The sequence below is a fragment of the Pectobacterium aroidearum genome (assembly GCF_015689195.1).
GTDB classification, from domain to species: Bacteria; Pseudomonadota; Gammaproteobacteria; order Enterobacterales; family Enterobacteriaceae; genus Pectobacterium; species Pectobacterium aroidearum.
In genome coordinates, this window is sequence record NZ_CP065044.1 from 2,528,088 (window position 1) to 2,547,623 (window position 19,536).

18 protein-coding genes are annotated in these 19,536 nt (G+C 51.0%); 8 read left to right on the forward strand and 10 right to left on the reverse strand.

The window, feature by feature from the left end; genetic code table 11:
* Nucleotides 1-28: 28 nt before the first annotated feature.
* Nucleotides 29-1,285 (reverse strand): glutamyl-tRNA reductase, encoded by a 1,257-nt coding sequence (gene hemA / locus I2D83_RS11370; protein ID WP_015840346.1) that lies wholly within the window; start codon nt 1,283-1,285, stop codon nt 29-31.
* Between the two features lie 232 nt (nt 1,286-1,517).
* Between hemA and lolB the strand changes: the two genes are divergently transcribed.
* The 3 genes from lolB to prs all read left to right on the forward strand — a co-directional run bounded on the left by lolB (nt 1,518) and on the right by prs (nt 4,101).
* Nucleotides 1,518-2,141, forward strand: a complete 624-nt coding sequence (lolB, locus tag I2D83_RS11375) for a lipoprotein insertase outer membrane protein LolB (protein ID WP_181828567.1) — start codon at nt 1,518-1,520, stop codon at nt 2,139-2,141.
* 3 nt (nt 2,142-2,144) lie between these two features.
* Nucleotides 2,145-3,017: a 4-(cytidine 5'-diphospho)-2-C-methyl-D-erythritol kinase gene (ispE, locus tag I2D83_RS11380; protein WP_205946527.1), complete on the forward strand. Its 873-nt coding sequence runs from the start codon at nt 2,145-2,147 to the stop codon at nt 3,015-3,017.
* A gap of 136 nt (nt 3,018-3,153) precedes the next feature.
* Nucleotides 3,154-4,101: a ribose-phosphate diphosphokinase gene (gene prs / locus I2D83_RS11385; RefSeq protein WP_010274915.1), complete on the forward strand. Its 948-nt coding sequence runs from the start codon at nt 3,154-3,156 to the stop codon at nt 4,099-4,101.
* 180 nt (nt 4,102-4,281) lie between these two features.
* On the opposite strand, the gene ychH is transcribed toward prs, so the two are convergent.
* Complete coding sequence (gene ychH / locus I2D83_RS11390) at nt 4,282-4,551, reverse strand: stress-induced protein YchH (RefSeq protein ID WP_205946528.1); 270 nt, start codon at nt 4,549-4,551, stop codon at nt 4,282-4,284.
* Between the two features lie 314 nt (nt 4,552-4,865).
* Here ychH and pth point away from each other — a divergent pair, with 314 nt between their 5' ends.
* Nucleotides 4,866-5,453, forward strand: coding sequence for an aminoacyl-tRNA hydrolase (gene pth, locus I2D83_RS11395; RefSeq protein WP_015840350.1), 588 nt, complete (start codon nt 4,866-4,868; stop codon nt 5,451-5,453).
* 129 nt (nt 5,454-5,582) lie between these two features.
* On the forward strand, nt 5,583-6,674 hold the full coding sequence (ychF, locus tag I2D83_RS11400) for a redox-regulated ATPase YchF (RefSeq protein WP_015840351.1): 1,092 nt from the start codon (nt 5,583-5,585) through the stop codon (nt 6,672-6,674).
* Between the two features lie 129 nt (nt 6,675-6,803).
* On the opposite strand, the gene I2D83_RS11405 is transcribed toward ychF, so the two are convergent.
* From I2D83_RS11405 to I2D83_RS11430, 6 genes are all read right to left on the reverse strand, one after another.
* The gene (locus I2D83_RS11405; RefSeq protein WP_205948175.1) at nt 6,804-7,556 is read right to left on the reverse strand and encodes a molybdate ABC transporter permease subunit; all 753 of its coding nucleotides are present in this window, start codon (nt 7,554-7,556) and stop codon (nt 6,804-6,806) included.
* A gap of 14 nt (nt 7,557-7,570) precedes the next feature.
* Nucleotides 7,571-8,479, reverse strand: coding sequence for an extracellular solute-binding protein (locus tag I2D83_RS11410; protein ID WP_180779025.1), 909 nt, complete (start codon nt 8,477-8,479; stop codon nt 7,571-7,573).
* 283 nt (nt 8,480-8,762) lie between these two features.
* Nucleotides 8,763-10,469: a penicillin-binding transpeptidase domain-containing protein gene (locus I2D83_RS11415; RefSeq protein ID WP_205946529.1), complete on the reverse strand. Its 1,707-nt coding sequence runs from the start codon at nt 10,467-10,469 to the stop codon at nt 8,763-8,765.
* A 110-nt stretch (nt 10,470-10,579) separates the two neighbouring features.
* A complete protein-coding gene (locus I2D83_RS11420; RefSeq protein ID WP_205946530.1) occupies nt 10,580-11,893 on the reverse strand; it encodes a glycoside hydrolase family 28 protein in 1,314 nt (437 codons plus the stop codon).
* Between the two features lie 157 nt (nt 11,894-12,050).
* Entirely contained in the window at nt 12,051-12,302 is a 252-nt protein-coding gene (locus I2D83_RS11425; RefSeq protein WP_181828574.1) for a hypothetical protein, read from the reverse strand.
* Between the two features lie 51 nt (nt 12,303-12,353).
* On the reverse strand, nt 12,354-14,003 hold the full coding sequence (locus I2D83_RS11430; protein WP_205946531.1) for a phosphoethanolamine transferase: 1,650 nt from the start codon (nt 14,001-14,003) through the stop codon (nt 12,354-12,356).
* A 117-nt stretch (nt 14,004-14,120) separates the two neighbouring features.
* Here I2D83_RS11430 and I2D83_RS11435 point away from each other — a divergent pair, with 117 nt between their 5' ends.
* Together I2D83_RS11435 and I2D83_RS11440 are read left to right on the forward strand one after the other, a co-directional pair.
* Nucleotides 14,121-14,816, forward strand: coding sequence for a response regulator transcription factor (locus I2D83_RS11435; protein ID WP_181844943.1), 696 nt, complete (start codon nt 14,121-14,123; stop codon nt 14,814-14,816).
* A 24-nt stretch (nt 14,817-14,840) separates the two neighbouring features.
* Nucleotides 14,841-16,076 carry a sensor histidine kinase gene (locus I2D83_RS11440; RefSeq protein ID WP_015840359.1) on the forward strand — a complete coding sequence of 412 codons (1,236 nt, stop codon included), beginning with the start codon at nt 14,841-14,843 and terminating at the stop codon, nt 16,074-16,076.
* Nucleotides 16,077-16,254: 178 nt separating this feature from the next.
* On the opposite strand, the gene I2D83_RS11445 is transcribed toward I2D83_RS11440, so the two are convergent.
* Both I2D83_RS11445 and I2D83_RS11450 read right to left on the reverse strand, forming a co-directional pair.
* Nucleotides 16,255-17,319, reverse strand: a complete 1,065-nt coding sequence (locus I2D83_RS11445) for an MBL fold metallo-hydrolase (RefSeq protein ID WP_205946532.1) — start codon at nt 17,317-17,319, stop codon at nt 16,255-16,257.
* A 234-nt stretch (nt 17,320-17,553) separates the two neighbouring features.
* Nucleotides 17,554-18,147 carry a hypothetical protein gene (locus I2D83_RS11450; protein WP_181828578.1) on the reverse strand — a complete coding sequence of 198 codons (594 nt, stop codon included), beginning with the start codon at nt 18,145-18,147 and terminating at the stop codon, nt 17,554-17,556.
* A gap of 499 nt (nt 18,148-18,646) precedes the next feature.
* Between I2D83_RS11450 and I2D83_RS11455 the strand changes: the two genes are divergently transcribed.
* Nucleotides 18,647-19,531, forward strand: a complete 885-nt coding sequence (locus tag I2D83_RS11455; RefSeq protein ID WP_205946533.1) for an RNA ligase family protein — start codon at nt 18,647-18,649, stop codon at nt 19,529-19,531.
* Nucleotides 19,532-19,536: the final 5 nt, after the last annotated feature.

A 19,536-nucleotide genomic window follows, 5' to 3' on the forward strand; every position in this document is an offset into this window, starting at 1 on the left:
CGGTTAAATCCTGTAATAGAGATGAATGCTAGTCCAGCCCAAGGCTGTCACGTAAAATTTGTAACCGATTTTGGTCGCCGTCACGAGCGGCTTGCTGAAGGGATTTGGTCGGCGCGTGAATCAGGCGGTTGGTTAAACGGTGCGTCAGTTCCTGAATCACCGCTTCAACGTCATTGCCTTGTTGGATGGCAGCCAGCGCCTTGGCCGTCATTTCCGCACGCAGTTCATCGGCCTGAGCGCGATAATCGCGAATGGTCTCCACCGCTGACTGCGCACGCAGCCACGCCATGAAGTCGGAACTTTCCTGCTGCACGATGGATTCGGCCTGCACCGCCGCCGCTTTGCGCTGCGCGAGGTTATGCTGAATAATCGCGTGCAGATCGTCCACGCTGTAGAGATAAACGTTCGGCAATTTGCCGACTTCCGGCTCAATATCACGCGGAACCGCAATATCCACCATCAGCATTGGCTGATTCCGTCTCGCCTTCAGCGTCCGTTCCATCATCCCTTTTCCGATAATCGGCAGCGTGCTGGCCGTTGAACTGATCACAATATCAGCCTGAACGAGCTGTTCATCCAACTCTGCCAGCGTGATGACCTCTGCGCCCACTTCCGTTGCCAGCGCCTGCGCACGTTCACGGGTACGGTTTGCGATCACCATTTTCTGTACGTTGTGTTCACGAAGATAGCGAGCGACCAGTTCAATGGTTTCTCCGGCACCGACCAGCAGCACCGTGACATCCGCCAGTGACTCAAAAATCTGCCGCGCCAGCGTACAGGCGGCAAATGCCACCGACACCGCGCTGGCACCGATATCCGTTTCCGTACGAACGCGTTTGGCCACGGTAAAAGACTTCTGGAACAAACGTTCCAGCTCGCTGGACAGGGAATGACCACGCTGTGATTCGGCAAACGCTTTCTTCACCTGCCCCAAAATCTGCGGTTCGCCTAATACCAGAGAATCCAGACCGCTCGCCACGCGCATCAGATGACTAACAGCGGCATTATCCTGATGCCAGTAAAGACTGCCGTTGACGTCTTCCGGGCGCAATTGATGATATTCACACAACCAGCGAATCAACTGTTCACGCTGGTTTTCCTGTTCGTCAACGCTAAGATAGAGTTCCGTACGATTGCAGGTAGACAGCACAACGCCGCCCTGCACCAGCGGTTGCTGTAGCAGACTGTCGAGGGCCACTCCGAGTTTATCTGGTGAGAACACAACGCGTTCACGCAGAGAAACCGGTGCGGTTTTGTGATTAATACCAAGCGCAAGCAGGGTCATTAGGCTGTTTCTGAGTAATACCGGTCTTAGTATGGATTTCGTTTGAATCGCATTCTACTTGATGCAGGGGTGCAAGAAAAGCGACAGCACGCGATACACCTCGTCTGAGGTAGTCACTTTTTGACAAAAAACAATAAACGCCATTAACGAATAACAATGATTGACGCTGAGCGGTAAGCCCGTTAGCGTGACGTATTTCACGAACTCCGTTCATTTACAGGATACGACCGACATGCCAACCCAAACCGTCCGATGCCTGCGTTTACTGCCTTTAGCCAGCGTATTGCTAGCCGCCTGTAGCGTTCATCAACCCACCCAAACGGGTAAAAGCCCCACCTCGCCAGAGTGGCAACAGCATCAGCAAAAAGTACAGCAACTCAGCCAATATCAAACTCGCGGCGCTTTTGCCTATATCTCCGATAGCAAAAGAGTATCAGCCAATTTTTTCTGGCAGGACACACCGCCGCAGCGTTATCGACTGCTGCTGACCAACCCGCTCGGCAGCACCGAATTAGAACTGCGCGCCCAACCTGACGGCGTACAGATCACCGATAACCAAGGCAAACGCTACGTGGGGAAAGATGCTGAATACATGATTCAGCAGCTCACCGGCATGGCGATCCCGCTGAACAATCTGCGTCAGTGGATCCTCGGTATCCCAGGCGACGCCACCGAATTCACGTTGGATGAACGCTATCTGCTGAAAACCGTTACCTACCGTCAGGGTAACCAAAACTGGAATGTCAGCTATCAAAGCTACAACACCGAGCTGACGCCGCCGCTCCCAACCAGTCTGGAGCTGGTTCAGGGCGAACAGCGTATTAAGCTGAAAATGAATAACTGGATGGTTAAATAAGCGATGCAACCGACGGTTATCGAGACATGGCCAGCACCCGCCAAACTGAATTTGTTTCTTTATATTACTGGTCAGAGACAGGACGGGTATCACCTACTGCAAACGCTATTCCAATTTCTGGATTACGGTGACACCCTGACGATTCAGCCACGTGATGACGACCAGATTAACCTGCTTACCCCCGTGGACGGTGTAGAGAACGAGCAAAACCTGATCGTCCGCGCCGCACGCTTATTACAGCAGCACTGTAAACGTCATAATATTCACCCTGCCCAGTTCGGTGCAGATATCCGTATCGATAAATGTCTGCCCATGGGCGGCGGGCTGGGCGGTGGTTCATCCAATGCAGCTACCGTTTTGGTCGCCCTTAACCATTTATGGCACAGCGGGCTGAGCGTTGATACGTTGGCCGATCTGGGGTTGCAATTAGGTGCGGATGTTCCCGTCTTTGTTCGTGGGCATGCCGCCTTTGCCGAAGGCATTGGTGAGCGGTTAACACCAGCAAATCCGCCAGAGAAATGGTATCTGGTGGCTCACCCTGGCGTGAGTATCGCCACCCCGTTGATTTTCGGCGATCCGGAGTTGACGCGTAATTCGCCAGTTCGTGATTTAGATACTTTATTAAACCAGACCTTCGTCAATGATTGTGAAGCTATCGCAAGAAAACGTTTTCGTGAGGTTGAACAGCTACTTTCATGGCTGCTAGAATATGCCCCGGCGCGCCTGACTGGAACGGGAGCTTGTGTGTTTGCAGAGTTTGACACCGAGTTCGCAGCCCGTCAGGTGCTTGACCAGGCCCCGGAATGGCTAAACGGTTTCGTCGCGCGAGGCGTTAACGTCTCTCCGCTACAACGTACGCTTTCCGGGCAACTTTAGGTTTTGCCACACACCGGCTGCCATGCGGCCAGTCTGTAGCAAACTTAATTCATACACCCGTATGCATATTGTGCCTGTTGCTCTCCCTGCCTGGCAGGCGCAATATTTCTCTGGACGCAAGCCTGAGGTTCTTCTCGTGCCTGATATGAAGCTTTTTGCTGGTAACGCCATCCCGGAACTAGCACAACGTATTGCCAACCGTTTGTACACTAGCCTTGGCGACGCCGCTGTCGGTCGTTTTAGCGATGGCGAAGTCAGCGTGCAAATCAATGAAAATGTACGCGGTGGTGATATTTTCATCATCCAGTCCACCTGTGCACCCACCAATGACAACCTGATGGAACTGGTTGTGATGGTCGATGCTCTGCGTCGCGCTTCCGCGGGACGTATTACCGCCGTTATCCCCTACTTCGGCTATGCCCGTCAGGACCGCCGTGTGCGTTCCGCACGTGTGCCAATCACCGCGAAAGTCGTTGCTGACTTCCTGTCCAGCGTCGGTGTTGACCGTGTTCTGACCGTCGATTTGCACGCTGAGCAGATTCAGGGTTTCTTCGATGTACCAGTAGATAACGTATTCGGTAGCCCGATCCTGCTGGAAGATATGCTGCAACAGAATCTGGAAAACCCAATCGTGGTTTCTCCTGATATCGGTGGCGTTGTGCGTGCCCGCGCAATCGCTAAACTGCTGAACGATACCGACATGGCAATCATCGACAAGCGCCGTCCTCGCGCCAACGTTTCTCAGGTGATGCACATCATCGGTGACGTCGCTGGCCGTGACTGTGTGCTGGTTGACGATATGATCGACACTGGCGGTACGCTGTGCAAAGCAGCGGAAGCGCTGAAGGAACGTGGGGCTAAACGTGTATTCGCTTATGCCACACACCCGATTTTCTCAGGCAATGCTTACGAGAACATCAAGAACTCTGTAATTGATGAAGTGATTGTCTGCGATACCATTCCGCTGGCGGAAAACATTCGTTCACTGCCGAATGTTCGTACGTTGACGCTGTCCGGTATGTTGGCCGAAGCGATTCGTCGTATCAGCAACGAAGAATCTATTTCTGCGATGTTTGAGCATTAATCATTGCTGATCGGGTAACCGCTCGCAAACGATAATGAGGGAGCCACCTGTAACAAGGTGGCTTTCTTATTTTTATCACTGTAAAAAACGCTATCGCTATAAAAAAACAAAAAACCGCCATAGCAAAGCTACAGCGGCTCCCATGTTCAATTTTCATTAGCACCGATGGCGCCTTAACGGTTATGGGTGACGTTGGCGGCGGCAACGCTTATCGAAGTGTTTAACCCACCAATAACGATCTGCGACTTCCTCACGCCCGCTAATACGTGCTCCCACTAACCAAAATATTGCACCAGAAAAAATACCGACCAGATCAATATAAGTCATATATTCAGGGACATTCAGTTTAGGGAACTGGCTGGCGATGGAAAAACCAATACCGCCAATCATCAGAATCATACCGAGCCCCATCAACATGTTACCCAATACTGTCACGTTTTTACGTTTCATCTGCCACCTCCAGATTAATTCTGTGGATGAATCGGAGTGCCATTACCGCTGACTTTCTTATTATTGATGTAATTATAGACAATAGTATGCTTGGATGATTGCGGGAGGGATCACAGATAAAAGGAATGATTAATATTTTTTTACGTTTAAACAAATAAATAGACGAAACTCGGAATAGTCACATCGCTGAACAAATAACATTGTATTTACATTCCAACACCGAGATTTTGCTATCCACCACACGGTGTGTAAACTAGCGCTTTCGTTTATCACGCTACCCTGCGTAAGTTTAAGCACGTAATCTGGAATATACCGTGAGCAGCATTAAATTAATTGTCGGCCTGGCGAATCCCGGCGCTGAATATGCCGCCACCCGCCATAATGCGGGCGCCTGGTTTGTTGACCGTCTGGCGGACGCGTATCGTCAACCGCTGAAAGAAGAAAGCAAATTTTTTGGTTACACGTCCCGCCTGAATCTAGCTGGGCAAGATGTACGCCTGCTGGTTCCCACCACGTTCATGAATCTGAGTGGTAAAGCCGTCGCGGCAATGGCGACCTTCTATCGCATCCAGCCCGATGAAATTCTGGTTGCACACGATGAACTGGATTTATTACCGGGGATTGCCAAACTTAAACTGGGTGGCGGACACGGCGGTCACAACGGACTGAAAGACATCATTAGTAAATTGGGTAATAACCCGAACTTTCATCGTTTACGCATTGGTATCGGCCATCCGGGTGATAAAAGCAAAGTTACTGGCTTTGTGTTGGGAAAACCACCGACAAGCGAGCAGACGTTGATCGACGACGCTATTGACGAAGCCGTACGCTGCACAGAAATTCTGATGAAAGAAGACATGATCAAAGCGATGAACCGTTTGCATGCCTTCAAACCGGCATAAACTGGTCAGAATGCGGATGGGAGATCGAGATAAATCGCCATTCCGTGTATAATCGGCCGAAATGTTTCCATTCTGACAGGCAAAATATAGCAATTGCCTGATTAATAAGTTATTTAAGGTGATATAAACATGGGATTCAAATGCGGTATCGTTGGGCTGCCTAACGTCGGTAAATCCACTCTGTTCAATGCGTTGACCAAAGCCGGCATCGAAGCGGCCAACTTCCCGTTTTGTACCATCGAGCCAAATACTGGCGTCGTGCCGATGCCCGATCCACGTCTGGACAAACTGGCCGAAATCGTTAAGCCACAGCGTATCCTCCCTACCACCATGGAGTTTGTTGATATCGCTGGTCTGGTAAAAGGCGCGTCTAAAGGTGAAGGTTTGGGTAACCAGTTCCTGACCAACATCCGTGAGACGGAAGCTATTGGCCACGTTGTGCGCTGCTTCGAAAATGACAATATCATCCACGTAAACAACAAAGTTGACCCAGCGGATGACATCGACGTGATCAACACTGAGCTGGCGTTGTCTGACCTCGATACCTGTGAACGCGCCATTCATCGCGTGCAGAAAAGAGCCAAAGGCGGCGATAAAGATGCTAAAGCTGAATTGGCTGCGCTGGAGAAATGCTTACCGCAGTTGGAGAACGCTGGGATGCTGCGCTCGCTGGATTTAAGCGATGAAGACAAAGCAGCGATCAAATACCTGAGCTTCCTGACGCTGAAACCAACCATGTACATCGCCAACGTTAACGAAGACGGTTTCGAAAATAACCCGTACCTCGATAAAGTGCGCGAAATCGCTGCCGCTGAAGGTTCTGTCGTCGTGGCCGTCTGTGCCGCCGTTGAATCAGATATCGCGGAATTGGATGACGCTGACCGCGAAGAGTTTATGGCTGAGTTAGGTCTGGAAGAACCTGGCCTGAACCGTGTTATCCGTGCAGGCTATGAACTGCTGAACCTGCAAACCTACTTCACCGCGGGTGTGAAAGAAGTTCGTGCATGGACCATCCCTGTCGGCGCTACCGCCCCGCAGGCCGCTGGTAAGATTCACACCGACTTCGAGAAAGGCTTCATCCGCGCGCAAACTATCGCCTATGAAGATTTCATTACCTACAAAGGTGAGCAAGGCGCGAAAGAAGCCGGAAAAATGCGTTCAGAAGGCAAGGACTACATCGTAAAAGATGGCGACGTCATGAACTTCCTGTTCAACGTCTAAATAGCTTCTGTTGTCTCATGCGATCTCAACACATCGCATGACGACTGATAAAACCTCTAAAATCCACGCAATTGCGTGGATTTTTGTTTTCATGACTCTCATTTCATCTCATAAATGTCCCGTAATGAATCAACGCCGCTGTTCCGCGTTTCGTCTCCCTAGTGCAAAGCACATCATGGGCAGAGGGAGCGTGACAATAAGCAGCATCCATAACAACGTATACACGGCATCCACCCCGTCATTTTGTAGATTGGTGTACAGCTTGACGGGAATTCCTTGAGGGAAGTAGGCGAAGATCATCACAATACCAAACTCACCGACAGCGCGAACCCATGCCAGGGTTACGGCGGAGGCCAAGCCGGGAAAGGCGATGGGCAGAGCTAGATAGCGAAAGCGGTTCCACGCTGATGCGCCAAGAGTTTGACCGGCCTCGAGGATATCTTTCGGCACCGTGGCAAATGCGGAGCGTGCCACCACAATGAAATAAGGTAATGAGCCGTATATTTGCGCCAACACAAAAGCCGCCGGGTTGTTGACCAGCGTAATTCCAATTTTTGATACCCACGACCCGAACAGCCCGTATGGCCCCAGCGCGGAAACCAGCAGGATCCCCATCGCCAGTGGTGGCGTGAGCAGTGGGATCATGACTAGCAACTCACCTATCAGCCTATATTTTCCAGTGGCCTGCGACAGCCACCAGGAAACGGGTAAGCCGATAGCGACCGTAATGCAGAGCGCTAGTCCGCCTAGCCCCATCGACACGGCAATCGCGTTATCGTCTCGCCATGCCAACTGTAAATGGTGCCACGGGGTTACGCTAAGTAGGGTAATAAACGGAAGGCTCAATAGGAGAATAGCAGGCAGGGAAAGCCAGCCAGCTATTCTGCCTGGACGACTTAACGAGCGTATAGGTTGTCCCCTTTAGGCTCCGCGTAGCCGTATTGTTTAAATAGAGCCTGACCCTGAGCGCTCTGCATAAATTTGACGAATTTATCCCCCTGCTCAACGCCGTTAGGCGCATTTTTCAGCACGGCAGCGTAGAACACCATTGGTTGAGTATGCAGAACCAGATCTTTGCCCTGGCTGTCTTTGATGGTGAAGCTCACAGTGTCATACCACTGCTTCGCCATGGCCGGATTGCTCAGGTTAATTTCATCCGGCAGCGCCACGTATGGCTGGTGTGCGGAGCGAATTTCGCTTTCATAACCAGCGGCGGCATCAACCTGCCCGCTTTCAAGACGCGATATCAGACCACCTTCCTGGTGGGTCTGCTGTGGGTTTTGCAGGCTGCCGAGGATCTTCATCGCGATGCCAGGCTGCTGATAATATTTTTCTGCCAACATCAGGGTAAAGACGATGTTCTGGCCTTTTGGATCGACGTACGGGTCGGTACGCCCGAAACTGATATCTTTCTTCGCCAGCAGGTTTAGCCATGAACCATCGTTTTTCTTGCTAGCTTCGGCAAACTGCTCGCCATATTTGCCTTTCGGGTTGTAGGCAAGCACCATGCTGGTACTGGCAACGGGAACCGCTTCGTCAATTAGCCCAGCATCTTTCAGGATCTGCATTGGACCTGGGTTGATAGAAACAAATACATCTGCCTCAATTTTGTGGCTGGCTAACAGACGAGCCATGCCGTAAGCCCCCTGCCCTTGGCCTTGATATTCGCCACTCTCAACCTTACTAAAGGCGGGACCGAGACCTTGATCCATCACTTTACCCATTGAGCCAGCATAAGTGACGCGGATATCTTTTGCGAATACTGTTGGTGTGCAAACCATCAGTGCCAAAATCCCGTACTTCATTTTTCCTGAAACCATCGAACTGCCTCATTATATATTTTTTTACATAACGATTTTTCATCAAAACGAGAGGACGAACAACTCCGGCGAGACGGCCGTTGAGCTTAAGTTGAAAAAATACTCACAGCGAGGTAGTCATGTCATCCCTGTCTGAGCAATCGGTGGTGTTGTTTCTGTCTTACTGACTAAGAAGCTTAAGCGCTTATTATTAGTCTCTTTGGCCAGGAGCGCCCATACAGTCCTCGCATGCTTATTCATCATCCCAAGATTCTGAAGCATGCCGAAATCATTTCAGGCAATCGGGAGGAATATTCATATGCGGCAACACCGATTTCAGAATATCGCCAAAAATAGGCGCAGCCACAGAACCACCAAAGTGAGCTCCGGCCGTAGGGTTGTTTACTAACACCACTAACGCCAGTGTTGGGTGATCCACAGGAACAACGCCGGCCATGTAGTTAACATACCCACCGTCGTATTTCCCCTTCTCCCCGAGTTTTTCCGCCGTTCCTGTTTTTGTTGCCATGCAGTAACCTGGAATAGCAGCCTTGACCCCAGTCCCCCCGGGAAGGACATCACTTTCCATCATGTGAACGACGGTCCTGACGGTATCAGGATCGGCCACCTGAACCCCGGTTACCGGCGGAGTCACTTTGGTGATTGACAGATTTCGATAAAAACCAAAAGCCCCGAGCGTTGCATATTCGCGCGCTATTTGAAGGGGGGTCACGCGCAGCCCATATCCAAACGAAAACGTTGCTCGTTCAATATCGCTCCAGCGTTGTCGGTGAAGAGGAAAGTAACCCACACTTTCTCCGGTCAGACCAAGATTTGTCGATTTGCCGAGACCAAAGTCATGATACAGATTGACCAGTACTGACGCTGGCATGGCCAGAGCGATGTGAGAAACCCCTATATCACTCGATTTTTGCAGGATCCCGGTGATCGTCAAGCGGGGCCAGATGCCTACGTCACGGATTAAATGCCCGTTAATCTGGTAAGGTGAAGTATTCAGCAACGTGTTGGGTTGAATGATGTGATGTTCCAGACCCGCCAATACCACAAGGGGTTTGACTGTTGATCCCGGTTCAAAGCTGTCATTAATGGCAACATTTCGCATTTCTGCAGGCGTTGCCGTGGCAAAATTATTGGGATTAAACGATGGATAGGATGCCATAGCCAGTATTTCACCGGTCTCGATTTTAACCAATACCGCTGTGCCAGACTCTGCCTTGTTCAGTAATACGCCCTTTTTCAGGGCCGTATACACGACGTATTGTTCAAAACTGTCGATACTGAGCTGCACTTGTGGGGCGATCGGGGGCTCATCATCATTACTGACAGAAATCTGGTGCCCCAAAGAATCCTGACGGTAGGTTTTCTTCCCTGATACACCTTGCAAGATAGCGTTGTAACTATGCTCAATTCCTTCGACACCATCATTTTCAGCCCCCACAATACCTATCAAGGGTGCGGCGGCTTCGCTCGCTGGGTAAAACCGCTTTTCATCATCTTCTTCACTGATGCCAGAAAGATGAAGATTGTTTATGCCTGATGATGTCTCCAGGTCAACATTCTTCTTAATAAAGAGAAAATGCCGTTTGGGATGCTCCAGAATGTCATGATAGATCTCGTCAGGTGTCGTATTCAGCACGGAGGCGAGGTATTGCCATTTGGGGGTTTTAATATCTGGCGATGATTCAATAACCCTGACAGGGTCGGCAATAATATCCTTGGAAGGCACACTCACCGCTAAGGGATTTCCATTCCGATCGGTGATTGTCCCTCGGCTGGCGGTGACAACGGTGGTACGCAGGGAGCGTAAATCGGCTTCGTGCTCGAGCATTTTGCGTTTTACTATTTGTAAATCGGCTGTCCTTACAAGCAAAGTCACTAAACAAACCGCGATACCAGCACACACTAATTGGTATCGGTAAGGATTAAAGTATGTACGAGCATTTTTATTCACATTCTTTTTGTTAACAACAGCCATTAATACAGTCCGATTAAATCCTGAAAAATACTATCCACCGCGTGGATTTAGCCATGTATGTACCTAACATGGCTCTTTTTGCTATAACAACACGAGGGTTGGAGAGGTTTTCACGGCGAAACCCAGTCAACATTGTTCCCGGATAACTGCGCTTCTCCATCCTGAACATCCACCGCCACCTGCTTTTGCCAACCCGATACATAACGGCTCTGTAACCCCGTTTTCGCCGTAATATGTACCGATTCCAGATGGATATTCTTTAACGGTGCCTCCGGTAATCCACTGATAATCCCAGCATGGGTTGCACCGCTTGCCTCGATATGTTGAAGGGTAACATCGTGAATGTTGGGAGTGGTGGTGGTCAGCGTCTGGTATTTTATCGGGCTAACGCTGTCAGACGAGTACCCCCCATTGCCACCATAACTGTCGGTAATCACCAGTGGTGTTTTAACCTGCTGCATAGTGACATTACGGATAATTACCGGGCCGATATTTGCGCCACGATCGCGCCCGGACTTAATGCGCACACCGTTTTCGGTACCCGTAAAATGCAGGTCCTGTAGGGTGACCTTGCCAATACCATTAATGGTTTCACTGCCAATTGAGATGCCGTGTCCATTTTCCGACTGAATATGGTCAATAGTGATATCACGGCTTTCTGCATCATCAGCCCGTTTTGCCAGACCCGACTTAACCGAAATGTTGTCATCACCGGTGGAGATATTCAGATGGTGGAGGTGGACCTGACGAGAGGAAATAATATCGATGCCATCGGTATTGGGTGAATCGGACGGATTGGTGATGGTGCTGTTAGTAACTTCTATATGTTGACTGTCGCGGATGACCAGATTCCACATGGGAGAATTTTCTATCCCGATACCGGAGATTTTCCCCTGTGACACATTGGCAAATTCAATCAGCCATGGGCGCGGCATGCCATTGGCCGTCGGAATGCCCGGATAGTGTTGGGTAAACCAGTTGGTATCCCCATGCTTGAGGTGATTACGAGCCTCGGTGGCAAGTGGCCACCAACGCTGCTGCCCCTGACCATCAATGACACCGGGCCCTGCAATCGCAATGTTTTTTACATCTTTCGCCAGAATAAACGCTTCACCTTCATGCGCTGGAGCCGAAATGAACCCCGGTTTAAACGCATCGCCCTGATAACTGGCTGTCAACCGGCTTCCCGCCGCCAGATACAATTCTACATTATCTTTTAATAACAACGGCCCACTTTGCCATACCCCAGCAGAAAGCTCGACGCGGCCACCGCCAGCTTGTGAACATTGGTCAATCGCATGCTGAATAGCCGATGTTTCGAGGGCGCTCCCTTCGCTAACAACCGGAGGGCGGCATGCCTGAGCACCTAATGATAAGAAAGCGAAACTGATACATACAGGCAAGAAAGATAACGTCGTTCTCATTGTTTCCACGTTTTAGGGTCAGTAAATTTTCAGGCAACACCATAGAACGTTGATGATTTTCAAAACGTTATTATTCGCAAATAAATATTTTCATTAATGCGACGCAAATAGGAAACGTAGATGAGTATGGTTAGCTTGCCGATCCGACGTTCCTATGTCACCCGTCAGCGGTAACGGATATGATGATTGTTTTTTGCACTCCCTCCTCGGTCACCTCGAACGAAGAGGAGTATGGCGTACTCAGTTTGTTGGCGCTGAGAATAGCCTGTATGTCTATACCTCGACTCGCAAGTTCACTCATTGCAGACGCTGGCAAAATCAGAGCAAGCATGTTTACGGCGAATGCGGGCACACCAAAACTGTTTTCCAGACTTCCAGCAGCGAATTTTTCCACGTTGATTTTTGACACAAGATACTCCTTATGAGAGTGAATAGGCTAACGACTGAGTAACGAAACAACTCAAATCGCCTCACGACATGGCGAAAACACATCCAGTTCGGGTTGGTATACGTGGCTGTGAACACCAAATAAGCCCAGCATGGAGTGATAAAAATTGTCGTGACTGTAATCTTTGTTGTCCGCGTTGTTACGCAGGCAGGCAAGATTGAAACCAGCATCTTGCGCAAATTTCGGTGAGAACCACATCACCATGGGCACCTGCGTTTGCTCTTTAGGCGCAATCAGGTAAGGCGTGCCATGCAGGTAGATCCCGCGCTCTCCTAAGGACTCACCGTGATCGGAAAGGTAGATCATGGCTACATCACGTTGCCCCGAATAGCGTTGCAACAAATCGATGGTTTTGCCCAGCATCCGATCGGTGTAGACCAGCGTATTGTCGTAAGTGTTGGTCAGCGCTTCGTTGCTGCACTTCTGAATCTGGTTGCTATCACAGGTGGGGCTGAAGATTTTTTCCTGCGCCGGATAACGTTCGAAATAGGTTGGCCCATGACTGCCCAACTGGTGCAGCACGATTAATGCGTCGCCCGACATGGCATCAATGCGTGAACTGAGTTGGTGCAGTAGTACGTCGTCATAACAGGTGCCGTCCTTGTTGACGCATTGTTCAGTAATTTTCAGTATCGGCATGTCATCGGTGGGCACGCGCTCGCACACGCCTTTACAACCGCCATTATTGTTGTTTCGCCAAAGTATTTGCACACCGGTGCGTCGCAGGATATCGAGCAGGTTCTCTTCCGTCGCTGCACGTACTTCATCGTATTGCGTACGAGTCATACGGGAGAATATACAGGGCAGTGAAATGGCTGTAGCCGTGCCACAGGATGAGACGTTTTTGAAACTGATGATGTTTTCGCGCTGCGACAGAGATGGGTTGGTCGCTCGCGGATAACCATTAAGCTGGAAGTTCTGTGCCCGCGCGGTTTCCCCCACCACGGCAATCACGAGTTTGGGCCGCTCTCCGGTCTCAGGGCGCGTGGCATCTTCTGCTACAGTTCGCAACAGCTGAGATGTCGTGCGTTTCAGATAACGTTTCAGGTAGCCGTTGGTGTTGCGCACAAAATTGAAGGGTAGCACTTGATCCCTGATTTGCAGGTTGTTGCGCAGCAACGAGGCGTAGTCCTTGTAGAACAGCATCGTCACCGCAGCCAGCACGACGAATGTCACCAGTACATTGCCCAGCCACCATAGCGCGTTTTGCAAGGGATGCTCAGTCTGTTTGGTGGGTAAACAAACCATCACCGCCGCAGGTAGCACACCCAGTACAAGAATGGTGAGCAACAAGGGGATTGAAAAGTACGAGGCGAGCTCTGCCTGATTGGTCTCAAAGACGTTCTGCACCATGCTGCGATCGATCAGCACGTTATAGTTGAGCATAAAGTAACTGCAGCTGGCGCTGATGACGACCAATAGTGCCAATAGCGGCTTACGCACGTAAGGTAATGCCAGAACGGGCGTAAGCAACAGGTTGATAAGACAGAAAAAGAAAACCGGTAGGCTGATGAAAAACAGCAAGCTGTGCAGGCTGTTAATCTCCACTTTGGACCATAGCATTTGCCACAGTCCAACGTTGCCAATGGTGGTAAAGAACAGAGCGGCTACCCAGGTCAGTTGTACCGGGTTGAGCCGCAAGGATGACAGACGTTGAAACACGCGCAATCCCCAATGAGTTGAAAGTGCGCGTAGTATCAAAAAGCGTATGTCAGGAAGTTGTTAGGATATCGATTATCTATTTATAATTTCGATTATTTATCTATAAGTCTGCTTACTATGACACGCCTGCTCATCATCGAAGACAACCCGGAGTTGGTGGCCAACCTATACGAATTTTTCGAGCCGCTGGGCTATGTGCTGGATGATGCACGCGATGGTGCCACTGGTCTGCGTATGGCCACGCAAAATGATTACGATGCCATTTTGTTGGACCTGATGCTACCGCGACTGGACGGCATGACGCTGTGCCGAAAACTCCGCCAGGAATTTCAAAACCCGGTACCGGTGTTGATGCTGACCGCTCGCGATCCGATAGATGACCGCGTGCAGGGCCTTGCCCTGGGCGCTGACGATTATCTGGTGAAACCCTTTTCACTCAAGGAACTGGACGCGCGTATCAAGGCACTGGTGCGCCGCTCCCAAGGCCGACAGGTGCAAGGCACGCTAGTCTGGGAAGATCTACAGGTGGACACCCGTGCCCCACAGGCCCAGCGACAGGGCCACACTATCAACCTGACCCCTACCACGCATAAATTGCTGCTGTGCCTGATACGATCCGCACCTGATGTCGTTAAAAAACAGGAGATGGAGTACTTACTCTGGGGCGACGAACCGCCTGACAGTGGCGCTTTGCGCACACACATTCATGACTTGCGTCAGCGGATTGACAAAAATTTCACATCTGCGCTGATAGAAACGGTGCATGGCATCGGTTTACGCCTGCATAAGCCTGAAAAGGCTGCACCGGAATAATCATATAAGGGCAGAGTAATCATCATGAAATCCATTTACCAACAGGTGACGCTCAAGACGCGCATTATGGTTTCCTTCGTGCTGCTGATGGTGGCCGTCATGGCATTTGTGGTTGTCGCGGATCAACTCGACTACGATGAATTGAGAGCCTATGTGATCTCGGAGAATCTGCGCAACGAGGTGCAGCCTCGGCTGGAGGCTGATATTACCAAAGGCATCACCCCTATCATGCCTGAAGGTAACCTGCTCTATGATGCGCAGAGCGCGCCCGATGTTCTGCGCCAGTACGCACCGGGCTACCACCGCATGGAAAAGCCCGCTGGCTGGCATCTGCTGGTGTTTGAACTCAACGATCGTCGCTACTACCTGTTGCAGGATGGTAAGGATTACGAGTATCTGGAGTACATGATTGACGGCTTCGCGCCGCTGGTCATCTTGCTGTGCATTCTGTGTGCGTTCTGGATTGGGCGACTGACTTCAGCGCGCGTTACCGTCCCCATCACACGCTTGGCCGACGTTGTGCAGCGTAAGCAAAAACCCTTCCCTTTTCAGGATTCTAGTGACGAAATCGGGGTGCTCGCGCGCGCATTTGCGCAACACAGCGATGAGCTGGAGCGGTTTCTACAGCGAGAGCGATGCTTTGTGAGCGATGCCAGCCATGAATTGCGCACACCGCTGGCCATCATTGGCGGTGCGGCGGAAACCATCGTGCACCAATTGCCTACCGGTAGTCACCTGATGCCTAGTGCTGAGCGCATCGTGCGCACTACGCAGGAAATGCAACGCCAGTTGACTTGCCTGTTACTGCTTTCGCGCGATCCGCAAACCTTACCTCTCGCCGACGTGCCTCTACGTCCATTGTTCGAGGAATGCATAACGCGCTGCCAACCCTGGCTGGCGAAAAAGCCAGTGGCACTCACACTGGATGTCCCGCAAAACGTCCATGTGCACACCAATGCCGAACTGGCGCGCAGTGTGGTCTGGAATCTACTGCGCAATGCCTGCCAGTACACGGATGAAGGCGAAGTGCGCATTGCCCTGCATGGCACAACTCTGATCATTTCTGACACAGGGCCAGGCCTGCCGCCCAGCATCGACCCGCAGCAATTTCAACGTTTTCTGCCTAGCTCACGTGAAAGTGGCGAAGGGCTTGGCTTATCCATTGTGCAGCGCATCGTGGAGCATCTGGGGTGGAACATGACGGTCGAAAGCTCAGAAAAAGGCTGCCGCTTTACGCTGGAAATGCGCTGCGCGGCATAATCGGGAATGGCGGTATTTATCAAAGTGGTCTGTTTCCGCCTATCTCAACATCTATCCAGACGGGTGGGAGCAGCCATTCCGTCTGTCACTCAGCACGGGTCATTTCATTAATAACCCCGAATAACGCCTACGTATTATGTTTGCAGCACAGTGATTCCCGCTCATACGAACCTTAGTGCTACCACCACTGACTAAACGACTGCTGCGGGTTATCAACCTGAACACGTTCACCAATGCGCGGCGTCATCAGCCGCCAGTCCTGATTTTCACTCGCCTGCGAAATACGCTCCAACGGATCGTTCCAGCGGTGGTGCGCCAACTTAAATTTGCTGTTATGGCTCGGTAGTACCGCTTTAGCCTGCAAATCACTGGCAGCCAGTGCGCTCTCTTCCGGCGTCATGTGCACATGAGGCCAGTCCCGATCGTATTGTCCGCATTCCAGTATCGCGATATCGAACCCGCCCAGACGCGCGGCGATCTCTTTGTAGTGTGCGCCATAGCCGCTGTCCCCGCCGAGATACAACCGATGCTGTGGCGTGATCAGCGCAAACGATCCCCACAGCGTTTGGTTATGCTTGAGGAGTCGACCGGAAAAATGCTGTGTCGGCAGCACATGAATTTCTACCCCGTTCTCTTTCAGATTGCTGAACCAGCCACCTTCCGTAATATCTTTCTGCGGGAAGCCCCACTTCACAAAATAGGAACCCACACCGGTTGGCGTGACGATGCGGCGGATTTTTCCGCGTAGCGCATTCAGAGTGGGGTAATCCAGATGATCCCAGTGATCGTGGGTAATCAACAGATAGTCGATTTCGGGAACGTCTTCCGGTAAATACACATTGCTGCCTTTGAAGGCGATATTAGTACGCGGCACTGGTGACGCGTTGTCGCTAAATACCGGATCCAGCAGGAAAGTTTTCCCTTCCAGTTGAATAAAATAGCTGGAATGTCCCATCCAAATAATGACGTTTTCCGTTTTACTTAACTGATGCAGATCGGTCTTTTCCGACGGCAGGCGGGTATCGGGCAATGCACCAGCATCTTTCTCAAAAAGAAAGCGGTACAGCAGAGCCCAGCGGTTCTGACTCGCCACCGTTGGGCGGGCGACCAGGTTATGAAACGCACCATCGCGAAAGAGTGGGTTTTCCGGTTGGGGTTCTACCTCTGGTGACACATATTGTGGCTGCTTTAACCAGCCGTAAACGACCACTGCAATCACAGCCAAAACGAGTAACAAAAGCATAAGGTTTATCCGGTGTCGTTTCGTGATAAAAATTGTGTGTAATGCGTACGTTTTCGTAATGATAATTTCAGGTATCGACTCTCTGGCTCCGGCAGTTATGCATGAACGCCAGGAATCTGGCAAGGGTGTATCAAGGGATTTTTGGTGCAAAAAAAGCGAAGGCACGTTCGTCTTCGCTTTCAGAGTCTGATCAGTCTGTCATCGGTGACGCCCGTTCTGGTGCGTCAGGCGTGATTATTTTTTCAGCGCCAGCAGCGTTTTTCCCATCCCGATAACGAACTCATTCTGCTGTCCGATAACTTTATGCAACCCGGCTTCATCCTGAATATTTTCGACCGTATTGATGGCCTGCACTTCCAGCACGCGCCCTTTAATCAGTGTCGAACACAGCGAATGCAGGATCTTATTGTTCAGAATCGTTTGTAAGCAGCGAAAAGGCGTCGCATCGTCAATGTTCCCCGCGCGCTGATCGGGTTTGATACGCTGGCGCAGCATCTCTTTTTCCGTGCTGGCGATTACCGCATCCAGATCGCTGGGCGTCGAAGCGATGGGAATCGTGCCCTTGCTGTTTGGCGGTAACATATACAGTGAAACCAGCGCCTTATTGCCTGTCGTAGGATCGACATATTCGGTCTGAACCATGTGGTTTGCCGCATCGACCACTTTGTCTCGCTGAATCATGTTCAGCAGTTGCGCAGGTAATGCATCGGTTAAATCCTGCGTGGTATAGCCGACGAACAAATCGGGATCTTTTGTCTCTGCGACACCGTACAACGGCAGCGCCAGTAACAGTCCCACAATCCCTTTCTTTATCACACTGATTTTCATTATATTCCTCGACGATTCATTGTGTGCATTCCCCTATCCCACCACGCGTTATTTTTAGTACGCTAACGTGGATAACCTCTGGCCTTTTTACCACGTTTACGCACAGCAACGCATTCTACAACTACAGGAAAGAATAGCATTTTTTATACAAAAACTTGTTGTCCGGGGATTCCTTCGCTAGAATCGCGCCGTTTACTCACCCTCAATGTGTCATTTGGAGCCCCAAAGTGCCCTGTACGTCAGCCTCCCACTAACCGCCGACGACTGCATTAAGCAGCCTCGATTCGGCGCAGTCTGCGCCAGCGTTGGCTGCGGTACGAGTTCCCTTCTTTCCCCGCTATTGTGCGGAGCAGAGAATGAATCTCCCGCTTCCTCCCCCGCGACTCTGACCTCTGGAATGCCAGCGGCCAGCTATTGACTCGCGCCAGAACACGTTCGTCGGCCCTCTTTTTTACCGTAGATGGGCCTGGCTGCGCCAATAACGCAGCAGGCGAAAAATATGAATTTACATTCAATACCGTTATTAAAGTATCCGCGTACCCCTCATCTGGAAGGTTCGCGCTTACAGCCCGGCGATGATGCGTCGGACCAAATCGCACTGAAAGCGCTGGTAGGCCGTTACGTCGTGATCGAAGAAAAGATCGATGGCGCAAACAGCGGCGTGTCCTTTAATGAAACGGCTGAGCTCTTGCTTCAGTCGCGCGGCCACTATCTGGCTGGCGGCTCGCGGGAACGGCAATTCAACCAGTTCAAGCTCTGGGCCACCGCGCACGAAATGCGGTTTCTTGAGCTACTGGAAGACCGCTTCGTGATGTACGGCGAATGGGCTTACAGCAAGCATTCCGTGTTTTATGACCGTTTACCGCACTACTTTCATGAATTTGATATTTACGATCGTCGTGACGGCATTTTTTTATCGACGGCCCGCCGACACGCAATGCTAGCCGGCTCGCCTGTGTTGTCCGTTCCGGTGATCTATGCCGGGGAGATGCCAACAAATCCGGCATTGCTGTGGAAGCTGGTGTTCCGCTCTCTGGCAAAAAGCCAAGACTGGAAGACCGTCTTTGAATCCACCGTGCAGCGTGAAAGTTTGCCGCTCGCGCTGTGCTGGCAGCAAACCGATAAATCGGATCGTTCGGAAGGTCTGTATCTGAAGGTGGAAGATGATGAACAGGTACTGGCGCGCTACAAGCTGGTACGCCATGACTTCATCCAGACCATTCTGGACAGCGGCTCGCATCATTCCCGACGCCCTATTTTGCCGAACCAACTGGCTGAAGGCGTTGATTTGTACGCGCCTTGTCCAACCGTATCCTGGGAAATGCTGGGGCTGAATACGCTGCGTTCTTTGGACGCGCTCGCCGCCGCCATGCCCGATAAATAAGGAGT

Coding starts and splice junctions, on each gene's coding strand:
- I2D83_RS11420 (WP_205946530.1), bottom strand. CDS start 11,893: ATGAGAACGACGTTATCTTTCTTGCCTGTATGTATCAGTTTCGCTTTC.
- I2D83_RS11450 (WP_181828578.1), bottom strand. CDS start 18,147: ATGAAAATCAGTGTGATAAAGAAAGGGATTGTGGGACTGTTACTGGCG.
- I2D83_RS11440 (WP_015840359.1), top strand. CDS start 14,841: ATGAAATCCATTTACCAACAGGTGACGCTCAAGACGCGCATTATGGTT.
- I2D83_RS11410 (WP_180779025.1), bottom strand. CDS start 8,479: ATGAAGTACGGGATTTTGGCACTGATGGTTTGCACACCAACAGTATTC.
- ispE (WP_205946527.1), top strand. CDS start 2,145: ATGCAACCGACGGTTATCGAGACATGGCCAGCACCCGCCAAACTGAAT.
- ychF (WP_015840351.1), top strand. CDS start 5,583: ATGGGATTCAAATGCGGTATCGTTGGGCTGCCTAACGTCGGTAAATCC.
- ychH (WP_205946528.1), bottom strand. CDS start 4,551: ATGAAACGTAAAAACGTGACAGTATTGGGTAACATGTTGATGGGGCTC.
- hemA (WP_015840346.1), bottom strand. CDS start 1,285: ATGACCCTGCTTGCGCTTGGTATTAATCACAAAACCGCACCGGTTTCT.
- I2D83_RS11455 (WP_205946533.1), top strand. CDS start 18,647: ATGAATTTACATTCAATACCGTTATTAAAGTATCCGCGTACCCCTCAT.
- I2D83_RS11435 (WP_181844943.1), top strand. CDS start 14,121: ATGACACGCCTGCTCATCATCGAAGACAACCCGGAGTTGGTGGCCAAC.
- I2D83_RS11445 (WP_205946532.1), bottom strand. CDS start 17,319: ATGCTTTTGTTACTCGTTTTGGCTGTGATTGCAGTGGTCGTTTACGGC.
- I2D83_RS11415 (WP_205946529.1), bottom strand. CDS start 10,469: ATGGCTGTTGTTAACAAAAAGAATGTGAATAAAAATGCTCGTACATAC.
- lolB (WP_181828567.1), top strand. CDS start 1,518: ATGCCAACCCAAACCGTCCGATGCCTGCGTTTACTGCCTTTAGCCAGC.